The following is a 15,288-nucleotide window of genomic DNA, read 5'->3' as shown; positions in this document are numbered from 1 at the left end:
GATTTTCAAAGGATTGATGGAAAGTACAAAACGACCTAACCAGCCTTTTATTGCGTATTCCCTTACAAATCAGAAATCAAACTTGTACGATACCCCGGCCAAAGCTTGAAAACCCTGTACCCTAAAATTGGCCCAGCGTTGGTAATTGTTGTTAGCAATATTCGAGGCTTTCACAAAGATGGATAGCTGATCATTGAAGCGATATCCCACGTGGGCATTGGCATCAAAAAAACCATCCAAGGTTACGATCATAGCCGGGAATTCATTGGGCAAGGCGTTTTGTTCCGCCACGGCCATCAAGTCATCACGCTCGCCAATATAGAAAAGATTGGCGCCCATGTACCATTGTTTATCAATCTGATAATCCAAGAACAAAGACCCTTTGATGGAAGGAAGGTTCCATGCAGGATTGTCGGTTTCGGTATCGTAGTCGTAAAATTCAGCGTTGACCCCCAAGGTGAAGTTTCGGTTCACATCCACATTGATCTCCCCAAAAACACCCAAGGTCTTTACATCATCATAAAACACTTGGAAGGAATTGCCATAATAATAGCTTTTTTCATCATCCCTAAAAGTATTTTCAGGATTCAAGTAGAATAAAGGCTTACGGTTCTCGGCCATATACGACCCTTTCAGGTTATACCCAATATTGGATGTCAATTGTCCCTTCAACCCCACATACCCTTCATATTGCTGGTCGGTGGGCTGAATATCCAAAGTGGGGGATACATATGGGTTTTCATCCACAAAATCATGGTAAGAGTTCTGCTTTAACTGTCCTTCAATACCGCCATAAGCGATCACGTTGTCCTCCATCACCCGGTACGAAGCGGTAACCGCGGGGTAGATATAAAAATTACTGTCACTGTTCTCGGCATCCAACCCATACACAATGTTGGCACCCAGATTCACGGTCAGATCATCACGCAAGATCAACAGGCTCGGGGTTACCCCTGCCTGAAACTGGCTGTAATTGATTTCGCCGTCATTGGTGGTACTGTTCAAAGAGGCATTTTTAAAATTGCCGCCCACATAATCAAACTTGGCAGAAATGGTGATGAGTTCCTCGGTGATGGGCAGCTCAATCGTGGGATTGACCACCACCCGGTTTTCCCCAGATTCCGTGGCATCCCAAAAACGTCTCAACAAAATATTCCCTTGTTTAAAAAAGGAATCCTCCATGTTCAAGTGCGCCTTGGCCTCAGCATTGAAATAGTTTTGTGTCTCATCCATGCTGGCCACAAGATCTTCGGAATACACACCATTTTGGATCCCGTACCAGTTGTACAGTTGATGTTGGAGACCCACGGCGGCACCCCAATCCATGTAGCGGTCCTTTTTGGCATAGGAAACATCCAGTTTGGTGTTGTAGAAATCCGTATCCAAAGGCGTGGAATCCAGATCCCCGCGAGAGGAATTATGGGTAAGTCCAAAATCCAACAGGTCTTCTCCCCGATTGAATTCCCTACTGGTGTAAAAGTCCACCAACGCATTGTTGTAATTGCCCAAACCTACCGATGCATAGGAATTGTACAGCGTTGGCGGCGGGGTCTTCTTTACTGCGGATGCCTTGCCTTTGGCTGGGGTAAACGTGGATGCCACTGGCACCGAAAATATGCTGTAATCAATTTTCTTTTTTTGAAGGACGATGGAATCGTTCAGGCTTGGCGTCGACTTGATCTTGAAGGCATCTGAAACGGTGGGCGAATAAGGTTTTACCACCGTCACCGTTTCCGTACCAATATCATCGGTCTTGTCCTGACCGTACATCGCTCCAAAAAGGCTCAAAAAAAGTAATGGAAATATATAGGTTGTTCTCGTTTGCATGCTGTGTCTCAATTTAATTTTGGTTTGGGTTCACGGAAGAATTGCTCTCGGCCTCCTTGGCCTTGATGGTCGCCAGTTCCGTTTTGGCATCGATGACAATTTCATCGAACTCCGCAAAATTGGTAATTACACTTTCCAAAATATAGGTTGCCTGGAAGGCATCGCCCAAACCATAGAAGTTTTTCGCCATGATCACCAATCCCTTACCCGCCCATTGTTTATAAGCGGAATAATCCTTCGCCAGTTTTTGCACCGACTCGTTTGACGATTCAAAATTACCGTCAGCGTTTTTGAAAAAGGCATCATAGTACCACGCTTCGGCCGCCAACTCCCCCGTGGCAATTTTCTTCACTTCCTGATAGGCGGTTTTGGCCAAGTTTTCATTGTTCGTGGCAATGGCAGAACGTGCGATCATGATCTGAGCATCACTCCTGATACGGTCATCGATTTTTGGGGCTTTCAGCACTTTTTCAGCATAGGCAAGGGTCTGGGAATAATCTTTTTGCCCGTAATACCCCTTCATGAGATTGGATTGCGCAAAGGTTCGGTTCTCTGTAATTTCCGCCGTATTCTCCAATTGTTTCAAATAGGGAATGGCACTGGTGTAATCCTGTTTTTCCACATAAATTTCACAAACACGGGTCAAGGCCTGCTCGGTATATTCCCCATTGCTTCCATCGGCAACAACTTTATATTTCGGTAGCGCTTTGTTTTTATCGCCCGCCGCGAAATACAATTGTGCCAAGGCAAAGTTGACATTCTGGGCATGAAGTCCGTTAGGGAATTGTTTTAGGTAATCTTCGTATCCGCGAAGTGCAGCATCGGTCTTGCCTTCCATTTGTTTGCGCTGGGCCGATTCAAAGCTGGCATTGTCCAACTCGGCGTCGGTAACTTCCACAAAATCGAGGTTTCTAGCCCAAGTGGCATATTCGCTCACACGACCTTCATCCACATAAACCAATTTGGCGGTAGCCACGGCCTGTTTCGCCTCTTGGGTATTCGGGTATTTCTGTACAACTTCCTTTAACTTGTCAAGGGCCTGTTGATTTCTACTGGCATTATAGTGCACCAACCCTTCCCTCAAAAGTCCGCGCGGGGCAAACTTGCTCTTGGAAAACTCCTGGACCAATCGGTCATAAGTCTGCAATCCCAATTGCTCCTGGTTGTTGGCGATGTACGTGTTGCCGAGTTCAAAAAGGGCATCATCCCGAAGGGAAGAACTTGGGAACATGTTCAAAAAATCGTTGAGACCATCAATCTTGGCCTTGTTGTTTCCCAAAAATCCACTACACAGCGTTTTTTGGAAGGCCGCATAGTCCCTTTCGGGTCCGTTCATCTTTGATGACGTATCATAAGCTTTCATGGCCAATTGGTATTGGCTGGTCACAAAATACCCATCCCCCAACCGGAGGTATCCATCATTTTTTCGCTCGTCGTCTAGGGCATTGGAATTGACCACATTCTTAAAATAGGCAATGGAATTGTTGTAGTCCTTCAATTTAAAATAGCAGTAGCCGAGGTTATAGTCCAATTCCTGATACTCGGGCATCGCTTTTGCCGCAGGCAGTCCCTGAAACTTAACAAAATCAACGAGGGCCTCATCAAATCGGTTCAATCGGTAGGCCGATTCGGCTTTCCAATACAGCGCTTTAGCTTGAAAACTGGCATTATCGGCACTTTTCAAGGATTTGGAAAAACGTTCCAACGCTCCTTCATAATCCCCATCGATAAAAAGTTCCACACCTCGGTAATAAGCTACTTTTTGGTAGGTTTCCTTGCTCGCGTAATTTTTGTTCTCTTCCAAAAGTTTCATGGCCCCTTCAAAGTTTCTGGAGGTGATGTAGGAATCCACCAAAAGTTCCTGGATTTCCAACTGGTGCTCATCCTTTGGATATTTTTCCAAATAGGCAGTCAGCACCTGCGGGACCGGTTCGTATGCATTCCCGACCTCATAGCTCAAACGGGCGTAGTTGAGGAAGGCATCTTTTTGGATCTGAGGGCTAAAATCCATTTGGGAAGCATTTCGGAACGCATTGAGAGCTTCCGGTTTCTTATCCAACTTTAGATAGCATTCCGCTAAATGATAATAGGCATTTTGGGAAACATCGTTGGTGCCCCCGATAATTTTGTTGAACTGTTGGATGGCACTTTGGTAATCGCCCAATTTATAATGACTGTACCCCAACAAATAGTAATCGGTGTTGCTCCATTTGCCACGTTTACCCCTGTATTTTTCCAAATACGGGATAGCTTGATCGTATTTTCCAAGGTTGAAGTAACTCTCCCCGATAATTTTATTCAGTTCGGATACCTCTTCCCTATTGGATTTGGGCAATTGCTTTTCCGCCATAGCGATGGCTTCCTCAAATTTTCCCAATTTGAAGTTCAGGTCGGCCTGATAGTAGGACAATTTCTCATTGAGCAATTCCGGGTCCGTAATCTGGTCAAATCGAGCGCTGGCCTCGGTATAATCATCTTGCTCGTAGGCAATATAGCCCAAATAATATTTGGCCTGTGAACCATATTTCTGGGAGGTTGACACCTTGCTTAAATACCGTTCGGCCTCTTTCGGATTTTTGGAAGCATACAGGGCATACCCATTGTTGAAATTAAAACGTTCCCTATCGCCGTAGGCCATGGAGGACTCGTCCACCTTTTTGTACCATTTTAGGGCATAGGGGTATTTTCCTGTTTCAAAATAATAATCGGCTACATCCAAAAAAGCGGAGTTGCGCTTGGTAGAAGTTGGGTATCGCTCCACAAAATCCTCCATCATTTTGTCAGCGCCACGTTGGTTCAACCGAATGGCCGCGTTGGCGGCATAATAGGCACTGTTGGCCTCGGTCTCGTAATCGTTGGTGTTTGCCTTGACTTTCTCGAAAATGGTCTGCGCCGCTTGGTACTGCTGGTCGTTGTACAACGCCAGAGCATCTTGGTAAACTTTGTTTTCGTGGGAATAAATTTCGGTTTCCTGGGCAGAAAGTATAAAAAAAGTTCCCAACCAAATGGGAATAAAAAGGAGGTTTGTTCGATTCATAGTGTTCTACGCTGTTCTCGATTGACTTTTACATAACGTCAAAATTTAAGCCAAAGTATATTTTGGCACAAAGATGTTTTTATTGACCCGGCAATAATGGCGAATATTTTTAGAACTTAGTACCTTTATTCCAGAAAGTACCATTATGCCCGAGACCATTGTAAAATTACAAGATGTAGCCGTATTCCAAAATGAGAACATGGTTTTAAACCACATCGACCTTGAAGTGAAAAAAGGTGAATTTGTGTATGTGATCGGTAAAACCGGTAGCGGCAAGAGTAGTTTTATGAAAACACTTTACGCGGATCTCCCCTTAAAACAAGGCGATGGAAACGTAGTGGATTTTAACTTGAAGACCTTAAAAGAAAAAGACATTCCCTTTTTACGTAGAAAATTGGGCATTGTTTTCCAGGATTTTAAATTGCTGCCGGACCGTAATGTGAACAATAACCTTCAGTTTGTTTTGAAGGCTACTGGATGGACCGACCCCAAAAAGATGAACGATAAAATTGAAGAAGTACTGGATAAGGTCGGGATGAAAACCAAAGGCTTCAAATTTCCTCACGAGTTGTCGGGCGGGGAACAGCAACGTATCGCGATTGCACGTGCCCTATTGAACGACCCCGAACTCATTTTGGCGGACGAGCCAACCGGAAACCTAGATCCCCAGACCAGTGTAGAGGTCATGAAGGTATTACAGGACATCAACCAAAATGGGCGCACCATCATCATGGCCACCCATGATTATGCCCTTATTTTAAAATACCCGCACAAGACCCTTAAATGTGATGGCAGCAAGGTTTTTGAGGTCATCCAAAAGGCCATTTAACTTCACCGCCACAACGGAAGTGAGGTTTAAGGGAGGCTATGTCGTTTGTGTTTTTAATTTGTCTTTTACAATCCTGAACGACAAGGGGATTGGTCCGGGGCTTTTCTTTTTGATCACTATCCATTAAAAAACCGATACGCAATTAAACCAAAAAAGTTTTCGTTTCTTTGTCTAAATAAATCACACCTCCATTTATGGAAATTCTTGGTATTGATATAGGCGGGTCAGGCATCAAAGGTGCCCTGGTCAACGCCGAAACAGGGGAAATGTTGACGGAACGCTATCGAATTGCCACCCCAAAATCCAAAAAACCAAATGATATGGCCCAAGTTGTGGCCGAAATCGTGGAACACTTCAACTACAGTGGACCTGTAGGCTGTGGTTTCCCTTCCATTGTTAAAAATGGGGTCTGTATGTCCGCCGGAAACCTTCACCCGAGTTGGGTAGGGGTCAATATCGATGAATTGTTCACCGAAACCACCGGACATGAGTTCACGGTACTCAACGATGCCGATGCCGCTGGTTATGCCTCCATGAATTATGGGGTCGGAAAAGGCAAGGGTGGGCTCGTCATCATGACCACCATAGGAACCGGACTTGGTAGTGGTGCCTTTTTTAATGGGGTACTCATTCCAAATTTTGAGCTGGGACAGATTCCTTATAAAAAATATAAGAAGATTGAAAAATGGGCGGCTGCTTCTGCCAAGGACCGAGAAGACCTAAGTTTGGAAAAATGGGCTAAGCGATTCAACAAGTTCTTGGAATACGTTGAACTGATCGTTAGCCCGGACCTCATCATCGTGGGCGGTGGCACTTCCAAAAAATGGGAAGAGTTCAGCCATCTCATCAACATTGAAACCGAAGTTGTGAAGGCGGAACTTATGAACCACGCCGGAATTATTGGTGCAGCCGTGGCCTGTCTTCGCGAACAGCACCACGGGCATTTGAGTGCTAAGGGTTAAATCGGCTTATTGCGCTTACGATCTACCTCTTTTAAGTATATCTTTCTAATCCTTAAGTGATTTGGGGTAACCTCAACATATTCATCCTTTTGGATGTATTCCAACGCTTCTTCCAAAGAAAACTTGATGGCAGGCACAATCTTGGCCTTCTCATCAGCACCTGATGAACGCACGTTCGAAAGTTTTTTGGTCTTGGTCACGTTTACGGTCATATCATCACCACGCGAGTTTTCACCAATAACCTGCCCTTCATAAATATCCTCTCCCGGATCGATAAAGAATTTGCCCCTTTCCTGAAGTTTGTCAATGGAATAAGGAATAGCCGTACCGTTTTCCATGGACACCAAGGAACCGTTCAAACGTTGGGCAATATCTCCTTTCAAAGGTTGATATTCCTTAAAACGGTGTGCCATGATGGCCTCACCAGCCGTTGCGGTCAACAATTGGTTCCTTAGACCGATGATACCTCGGGATGGGATCATGAACTCACACAACATACGGGATCCTTTGGACTCCATACTGATCATCTCCCCTTTTCTAATGGAAACCATTTCCACGGCCTTGCCCGAAACTTCTTCCGGAAGGTCAATGGTCAAGTGTTCCACGGGCTCACATTTCACACCATCAATCTCCTTGATGATCACCTGTGGTTGTCCGATCTGAAGTTCATAACCTTCCCTTCTCATGGTCTCGATCAATACGGAAAGGTGCAATACCCCTCTACCAAAAACCATGAATTTATCCGCGCTGCCGGTTTCTTCTACCCTTAGGGCCAAGTTCTTTTCCAGCTCCTTTTCCAAACGTTCCTTGATGTGTCTTGAGGTAACGAACTTTCCATCCTTCCCAAAGAATGGGCTATCGTTAATGGTGAACAACATGCTCATGGTGGGCTCATCAATGGCGATGGACTTCAATTTTTCAGGATTCTCGAAATCGGCAACGGTGTCCCCAATGTCGAAACCTTCCATCCCCACAATGGCACAAATATCACCAGCTACCACTTCCTGTACCCTTACCTTGCCAAGACCTTCAAAAGTGAAAAGCTCCTTTACTTTGGTTTTGATGACTTTTCCATCTCGCTTTACCAAAGAAATGTTCTGACCTTCCTTCAAAGTACCCCTTTGCAATCTTCCAATAGCGATTCGTCCTGTAAAAGAGGAAAAATCCAATGAGGTGATCAACATCTGGGTGGTACCTTGTTGTGGTTTGAAGGTTGGAATATGCTCAATGACCATATCCAAAAGAGGTTCTATATTTTCGGTCGGGGTTTTCCAATCCTCTCCCATCCAGTTGTTTTTGGCAGAACCGTAAACCGTTGGGAAATCGAGCTGCCATTCCTCGGCACCCAATTCGAACATGAGATCGAATACTTTTTCGTGTACCTCTTCAGGGGTACAGTTTTCTTTGTCCACTTTATTGATCACCACACAGGGTTTCAAACCAAGGGAGATGGCCTTTTGCAATACAAAACGGGTCTGCGGCATGGGGCCTTCGAAGGCATCCACCAACAACAATACGCCATCGGCCATATTGAGTACGCGCTCCACTTCACCTCCAAAATCGGCGTGCCCAGGAGTATCGATAATGTTGATCTTGGTATCCTTGTACACCACGGAAACGTTCTTGGATACGATGGTAATCCCGCGTTCCCGCTCCAGGTCGTTGTTGTCCAAAATCAAATCGCCCTTGTTCTCGTTATCACGGAACAACTGGCAATGGTACATGATTTTATCCACCAAGGTAGTCTTACCGTGGTCTACGTGGGCAATGATTGCAATATTTTTGATGTTGGACATAACCTGATTTTTAAGCCCGCAAAGATACTGCTATTTTTTACTTGTCAATACACCCAAATGTTATTTTTATCTTATTGATTTTGTGGTAGTTTCATTATATCACCCCTTACTGACTACCCAACCGAGCTTTAAGGCAAGAAAAATACCGAAGTTACTTTCAAATTGATCAAAGAAATATCCTGGTCCAACTTCGAACCTGAATTGTAATCCTTTTTGACCAGTTCGTTGGAGACCATAAACTGCACCTATTCCTCCAAAATAATCAGAAACATAATCCAAATCTCCAATTACCGCCTTACCACCTTGAATAGCCACGGTTGGAGCAATATAATTTCCTGTATTGCCAGAAATATTTTTGCTCATTTCAAGTCGTCTATCGAAATTATAATAGTAACGATATTGCAACTTGCCAATTGGATAAATACCTAATCCACTTTCCAAAAAGTCTGATTCACGGTAAGCGAAACCAATGGTGGCTTCGGCAACTAAAGTTGAATTCTGGGACAATCCTTGTTCGTAAATAATTCCGGGAAGAAGCACATTCAAGGTTAGTTGGTGATTTTCCACATTTTTGCCAGATTGGGCCATAATAATGTTGCTAACGGACAGAAAAAGAAGAAAAGACGTAATGGTTTTCATAAATGTTTCGTTTGATTTGCTTTTACCTATCAAAGACCATACCTAAACAGTCTGGACCATAGATATTATGAACACCCATCAAAGACCCACACACCAACGTTTTTCGCTGATGATGAAACCAATACTAAGGTTCACAACAGGGTAAATGCCGCCTTTAAAGGGTCCGGCATAGTACCCTGCACCAGCATCAATGGAAAAGCTGATTCCTGAATTATAGCTGCGTTGGATTCCATAGACCAATCCACCATAACCATGCACTCCATCCACCAATTGCCCTTCCACAGTGCGCTCCCCAGGCGAAAACAAGGCTGCCGTGGGCGCAATATAATTTCCGGAATTGCCATAAATGGACCGACGACGATGGTAACGACCATTGAAATTGTGATAAAACCGATATTGGGTGGTGATGGCAGGGAAAAAGTCCAAATTTTGCATGGGTTCACTGCTGGCCGGCTCCAAGGCCACTTGCCATGCTACCCTAAAGTCCAAGGTACTGTTGACCCCAACACCCATCTCATATTCAAGGCCCGGATTGAAGATATTCAGTTTTATCTGGCGTATCTCACAGTTTTTGCCATATTGGGAGTGGCTCAAAAAGCCAGTGAACAAGATCACCAACAAAAAGAAACGGCGCATAGTAGGTACATTTGGTACTGTAATAACACCTACTTTTTAAAAAAAGTATTCAGAATCCCAAAATTCCTTGTTGCCAAATAGTGATTTAATCAAACTGTGGTTCCCTAGATTTTCGTTTGGTCGCCACCCATCCAAAAGTAAAATGGATCAACGGGCCATATCCATCCTGTACACCATCTCCTTTGTACAGCCCTGCCCCTAATTCCGCATTAAAGTTGAACCCGTTTTTATAGGTTCGTTGGATGCCATAGACCATTCCATAAAAGCCTAGGTTAAAATCCTTTGGTCCATCAATATTGGTAGATATCCGCAACTGGGAAAAGAAAATGGCCTGGGCTGCGGCTATGTAATTTCCCGAGTTGCCCGAAACATTCTTATCCATATTAATCCGTCTTTGAAAATTGTGGTAATAGCGGTACCTGTTGTTCGATGTCAACCCAAACACATATCCTTCCCCATAAGTGGCAGTGGCCAAACCCAAACCGGTAGAGACACTTTGGTTTTTGAACAATCCCAATTCATAACTGAATCCAGGACTCAATAAATCAAACTTGAATTGATGGCGTTCCAGATTGATCAGATCAAAGGTTCTACCCTTTTCATAAAATTGTGAAAAGACGGAAAAACAGCTTAAAACCATAAAGGGAACAAGGAGTAGTTTTTGGTTCATAATTGAGGGTTTTGATTGTGATAAATCTAAAAAGGTTACCAAGCTTATGTAGTATATTTGTGCAAACTTTAAGAAATGGACATCACCAAAATCCCTCAGATAAAACATACGGATAGCAACAACTTTTTCCTTTTGGCCGGTCCCTGTGCCATTGAAGGGGAGGAAATGGCCATGCGAATTGCCGAAAAAGTGGTAGCTGTTACGGACAAGCTCAAGATTCCCTATGTATTCAAGGGAAGTTTTAAAAAAGCGAACCGTAGCCGTATCGACTCCTTTACCGGTATTGGTGATGAGAAAGCGTTGAAAATCCTCAAAAAAGTATCCGATACTTTTGGGGTACCGACCATTACGGATATCCATGAAATTTCTGATGCCACTATGGCGGCCGAATATGTGGATGTACTCCAAATTCCTGCCTTTCTGGTACGCCAGACCGATTTGGTGGTAGCTGCTGCAGAAACGGGCAAGGTGGTCAACCTAAAAAAAGGCCAGTTCATGAGTCCGGAAAGCATGAAACATGCCGTAACCAAAGTCACTGAAACGGGTAATGAACAAGCCATTATCACCGATCGCGGTACCATGTTCGGTTATCACGATATGATCGTGGATTTTAGGGGGATACCCACCATGAAACAATATGCCCCTGTGGTTTTGGATGTGACCCATTCCCTACAACAACCCAATCAATCCTCAGGTGTAACAGGTGGAAGGCCCGCCTTGATAGGTACTATGGCCAGGGCTGGAATTGCTGCTGGCGTGGACGGACTCTTCATGGAGACTCACTTTGACCCTGCCAATGCCAAAAGTGATGGGGCCAATATGTTAGATCTAAGTTTATTGGAAAAACTACTGACTGATCTTACGGCTATCAGAACGACCATCAATTCCTTGTAGAGGTTTTCAACCCATATTGTATTTTTTAAACTTACTGATTTACAGATATTTAAAATTTATTTTAAGTTTTATTTATAATTAGTCTAAATATTATTTGGACGGACAAGTGTTGGAATATACATTTGCATCTGAAATTTATTTAGACCAATTATAAATAATAAAATGAAGAATATACTACTCATCCTCAGTTTAGCTGTCTTTTGTACTTCCCAAGCTCAAACTGGCAACCTAAAAGGTAAAGTTACCGACCAAAGAAACCAATCTTTACATAACGTAAACGTGGCCTTATCCAACACCAGTTTAGGAGCCACCACTGACGAAGCTGGAAATTATCAAATTGACGATTTGGCACCAGGCTCCTATAAACTTACCTTCTCCATGGTCGGATACGGCACCAAGAATGTTTCCGTAACGGTATATGCAGACCAAACCACCAACGTTCCCACTGTTGTACTCGCTGAAAGGCAAGAACAATTGAACGAAGTAGTGGTAGAGGGAGAACAAATAAACAAATATGCCCGTAAAGCCAGTGTTTATGTTTCCAAGATGCCTTTGAAGGACATCGAGAACCCGCAGGTATACAATTCCATTTCCACCGAATTGTTACAGGATCAGGTAGTGACCAATTTTGATGATGCCCTTAAAAATGCCCCTGGTATCGATAAACTTTGGGAGTCCACCGGACGAGGCAGCGATGGTGCCGGTTATTTTTCGCTACGTGGTTTTGCTGTTCAACCTACCATGATAAACGGATTGCCCGGTCTTACCAATGGTAGCCCCGACCCGGCAAACATCGAATCCATTGAGGTCATCAAAGGCCCTTCAGGCACACTGTACGGAAGTAGTCTTATCTCCTATGGAGGTCTTATCAATATCAACACTAAAAAACCATTTTACGGTTTTGGAGGTAACATATCCTACACTTCCGGAAGCTATGGACTCAATAGGGTAAGCGCCGATGTGAACACCACTTTGGGCGACCAAAACAATATCGCCTTACGTGTGAACACTTCCTACCACACCCAGAACAGCTATCAAGACGCTGGGTTCAGAAAGTCCTTCTTCTTTGCTCCATCCTTGGCATTTCAGGCCAATGACAGACTTTCTTTCAACATCAACACCGAATTTTACAACGGCAGAAGCACTAACCAAACCATGTTGTTCGTAGATCGTGGTTCGCCACTTCGCGTTACCAATTTGGATGAATTGGGTTATGATTACAAACGTTCCTACACCAGCAACGATTTGTACATCGACACACCAACGTATAGCCTACAAGGTCAGATGAACTACCTCTTGAGTGATTCCTGGACCTCGCAAACCGTAATTTCCAGATCTAATGCCAAGTCTGATGGTTACTACTCCTACTTGTACGAGGTAACCTCAACGGTAGAAGCGCTCTCGGGAACTCCAATAAACGATGGTATTATTTTGGCGCGCTACACCAGCAACCAAAACTCCGAAACTTTGGGAACCGATATCCAACAAAACTTCATCGGGGATTTCAATGTGGGAACCATGCGGAACCGTTTGGTGGTAGGGTTGGATTATCTCAAAACCAGGACCATCAACAATAGTACGGGATATGGAAACCAAGGTTTTGCCTATGTAGGAAGGAATACGGATGAATTTCAAGCCGTTGTCCCTGCGCTTCACGATTATTACGGAACCCCAATGGGAACAGGATTGTACGATTCCGGAGTGCTGACCCAAGCAGGTGCCGATGCTGGAATCTCCACTTTGGCCAATCCAGGTGCTCAGTTTAGCGAAGCCAAGCAAGAGATTTTCAGCACTTATGCATCCAACGTCATCAACCTATTGCCAGAATTGTCCGCAATGGCCAGTCTACGTGTGGACCGTTTTTCCAATGACGGGTACAACCAGACTGCATTTTCACCAAAATTTGGTCTGGTATATCAACCCATTTTGAACAAAGTTTCGTTGTTCGCCAATTATATGGACGGATTCAGCAATGTGGCTCCCGTAACCGAACTATCCAACGGAAACACATCTGTCAGGGCATTGAACCCAGAACATGCCAACCAATTTGAGGTAGGTACCAAATTGAACTTGTTCAACGATAAACTTTCGGCCACTTTGAGCTACTATGACATTACCGTTAGCGATATGGCACAACGAATCGACACCGATGCCGACAACTATTTCTACACCCAAGATGGGGAACAGACCAGCAAAGGTCTTGAGGCCAGTATTATTGCCTCCCCTGTGGATGGATTGAACATTGTTGCGGGTTACAGCTACAACGACAGCAAATTGGTAGAGGGGGATGCCAGCTTTACCGGTTTTAGACCAGAAAGTGCCGGTCCAATGAACTTAGCCAACGTTTGGGCCAGCTACCGATTCACCCAGGGTGTTTTGGAAAACTTCGGACTTGGGTTTGGGGGCAATTATGCCAGTGAGAATAAAATCTTCAACAGGACCAATGGCACCTTCGCCATTGACGAGTACACCATTCTCAATGCATCAACCTTTTATGATGCCAAGGATTTTAGAATCACATTGAAGTTGGACAACATCGCAAACAAGGACTACTACAAAGGTTGGTCTACCATCAGCCCACAAAATTTGAGAAGTCTTTCCGCAAACTTTACCTATAAATTCTAAGAGAACCCAGATGAAGAAACTGATTGCAACCCTACTGCTCATTACACTGCCCGTACTATCGGCATCCGCACATTATCTTTGGATCGAAACCAACGGCAATGCAAAATCGGGTCAAAGACATGAAGTCCGCGTCCATTTTGGGGAGTACACCTATGGTGTTATCGAAAAGGTAAAAGGCGAAGCCTTTCCATCGGTAGCCAACTTTACCCTTTGGGTAATTGCCCCGGATGGAACCAAGACCGAATTGAAGACCGAGGCCAAGGAAGACCATTACCTAGCTTATTTCACCCCTTCCAAAAATGGGGTGTATACCGTGACCCTCAACAACAATGAAATTGATGTCATCGATTACACCCAATACGATTTTGGCATTTTCAAGACCCACTACCACTCCACTGCAAAAGTACAAGTAGGGAAGACCGATGGGGATACCCAAACGGCAAACCCAAATGGAATTGTGGTAAAACAATTGGCCAATGATGACAATGAGGTTAAGCTTCAGGTATTCTACAAAGGAGAACCTCTGGCCAAGAACGAGCTGAAAATTTATGTGGCCGACCTTTGGTCCAAGACTTTGTATACGGATGATAACGGGCAGGTTTCCTATGCAAAACCTTGGGACACCAAATACATCGTGGAGACCACCATCAAAGAAGAAGTTCCTGGCACCTACAAAGACGAGGATTATCAATTTATTTGGCACTGCGCCACGTATTGCATCAAATAGACCCAATTTATGGCTACCGGTATTTCGCTTCTCGTTTTTATTGCCTTCTATCTGCTGTACAGTACTTCCAAAAAGATGGCTGTGGTAGGCAGCTTTGGGGTTGAAACCTGGTTAAGTGAACATGCCAAAGCCTCTAAATATACTGGTTTGGCCCTTTTGACATTGTCATTGGGGCTAAGCTGCTTTTATTGGGGATTGGGCTCCGGGGCGTTTACTTTTTTTATCATTCTCATGACCGTTGCCAGTTTGGTCATTTTACTGGCGCCCATGCGATTGTTAACCTACACCTCACTCGTTTGTGCCTTGGTACTGTCCTTACTTTTTGAAACCATTTTGTTCTAAACCATGCCTGCCAACAAAAAATATTTGACCCCATCGCCATGGCAACGATTTGCCAAGATCAGTGCTGCCATTTTGGGTGGACTTATGGTTGCCGTCACTTTTCATATGGCCCTGGCCAGTTGGTTCGATCATGTTGCCGTTATCATCACCAGCACCTTTTCTGCCTTCATTCTGTGGGCCGTTTTGATGGTTTTGGCCTTTTTGGGCAAAAATGGCTGGAAAATATGGGGCATTTATCTACTGGCTAGTGCTATTCTAGGTCTCGTATTTTATTTGGGAAATCAAACCAACCCGCTTGTTTAAA

At 44.3% G+C, this 15,288-nt stretch carries 13 protein-coding genes; 7 read left to right on the top strand and 6 right to left on the bottom strand.

Annotation, left to right across the window (positions count from 1 at the left end; translation table 11 throughout):
• Positions 1 to 69 precede the first annotated feature (69 nt).
• Positions 70 to 1,827, bottom strand: coding sequence for a porin family protein (locus tag D2U88_RS06650; RefSeq protein WP_119639516.1), 1,758 nt, complete (start codon positions 1,825 to 1,827; stop codon positions 70 to 72).
• 13 nt (positions 1,828 to 1,840) lie between these two features.
• Positions 1,841 to 4,864, bottom strand: a complete 3,024-nt coding sequence (locus D2U88_RS06645) for a tetratricopeptide repeat protein (protein WP_119639515.1) — start codon at positions 4,862 to 4,864, stop codon at positions 1,841 to 1,843.
• Positions 4,865 to 5,009: 145 nt separating this feature from the next.
• Between D2U88_RS06645 and D2U88_RS06640 the strand changes: the two genes are divergently transcribed.
• Both D2U88_RS06640 and ppgK read left to right on the top strand, forming a co-directional pair.
• On the top strand, positions 5,010 to 5,693 hold the full coding sequence (locus D2U88_RS06640) for a cell division ATP-binding protein FtsE (RefSeq protein WP_119639513.1): 684 nt from the start codon (positions 5,010 to 5,012) through the stop codon (positions 5,691 to 5,693).
• Positions 5,694 to 5,887: 194 nt separating this feature from the next.
• Positions 5,888 to 6,655, top strand: coding sequence for a polyphosphate--glucose phosphotransferase (ppgK, locus tag D2U88_RS06635; RefSeq protein ID WP_119639512.1), 768 nt, complete (start codon positions 5,888 to 5,890; stop codon positions 6,653 to 6,655).
• Here ppgK and typA read toward each other — a convergent pair.
• From typA to D2U88_RS06615, 4 genes are all read right to left on the bottom strand, one after another.
• Positions 6,652 to 8,451: a translational GTPase TypA gene (typA, locus tag D2U88_RS06630; protein ID WP_119639509.1), complete on the bottom strand. Its 1,800-nt coding sequence runs from the start codon at positions 8,449 to 8,451 to the stop codon at positions 6,652 to 6,654. The genes ppgK and typA overlap by 4 nt on opposite strands.
• Before the next feature lie 99 nt (positions 8,452 to 8,550).
• Positions 8,551 to 9,090, bottom strand: coding sequence for a hypothetical protein (locus tag D2U88_RS06625; RefSeq protein ID WP_119639507.1), 540 nt, complete (start codon positions 9,088 to 9,090; stop codon positions 8,551 to 8,553).
• A gap of 78 nt (positions 9,091 to 9,168) precedes the next feature.
• Positions 9,169 to 9,726 (bottom strand): hypothetical protein, encoded by a 558-nt coding sequence (locus tag D2U88_RS06620; protein ID WP_119639505.1) that lies wholly within the window; start codon positions 9,724 to 9,726, stop codon positions 9,169 to 9,171.
• 85 nt (positions 9,727 to 9,811) lie between these two features.
• Complete coding sequence (locus D2U88_RS06615) at positions 9,812 to 10,396, bottom strand: hypothetical protein (protein ID WP_119639503.1); 585 nt, start codon at positions 10,394 to 10,396, stop codon at positions 9,812 to 9,814.
• 75 nt (positions 10,397 to 10,471) lie between these two features.
• Between D2U88_RS06615 and kdsA the strand changes: the two genes are divergently transcribed.
• From kdsA to D2U88_RS06590, 5 genes are all read left to right on the top strand, one after another.
• Positions 10,472 to 11,290, top strand: a complete 819-nt coding sequence (gene kdsA, locus D2U88_RS06610) for a 3-deoxy-8-phosphooctulonate synthase (RefSeq protein ID WP_119639501.1) — start codon at positions 10,472 to 10,474, stop codon at positions 11,288 to 11,290.
• Positions 11,291 to 11,452: 162 nt separating this feature from the next.
• On the top strand, positions 11,453 to 13,915 hold the full coding sequence (locus D2U88_RS06605) for a TonB-dependent receptor (RefSeq protein ID WP_119639500.1): 2,463 nt from the start codon (positions 11,453 to 11,455) through the stop codon (positions 13,913 to 13,915).
• A gap of 10 nt (positions 13,916 to 13,925) precedes the next feature.
• Positions 13,926 to 14,642 (top strand): DUF4198 domain-containing protein, encoded by a 717-nt coding sequence (locus D2U88_RS06600; protein ID WP_119639499.1) that lies wholly within the window; start codon positions 13,926 to 13,928, stop codon positions 14,640 to 14,642.
• A gap of 9 nt (positions 14,643 to 14,651) precedes the next feature.
• On the top strand, positions 14,652 to 14,984 hold the full coding sequence (locus D2U88_RS06595) for a hypothetical protein (RefSeq protein WP_119639498.1): 333 nt from the start codon (positions 14,652 to 14,654) through the stop codon (positions 14,982 to 14,984).
• Between the two features lie 3 nt (positions 14,985 to 14,987).
• Positions 14,988 to 15,287, top strand: a complete 300-nt coding sequence (locus tag D2U88_RS06590) for a hypothetical protein (protein ID WP_119639497.1) — start codon at positions 14,988 to 14,990, stop codon at positions 15,285 to 15,287.
• The last annotated feature ends 1 nt before the right edge of the window (position 15,288 follow it).

Source organism: Flagellimonas aequoris, from assembly GCF_003584165.1.
GTDB lineage: Bacteria > Bacteroidota > Bacteroidia > Flavobacteriales > Flavobacteriaceae > Flagellimonas > Flagellimonas aequoris.
Note: the sequence above shows the minus strand (reverse complement) of the source record. Positions and strands in the feature narration are given on the sequence as shown.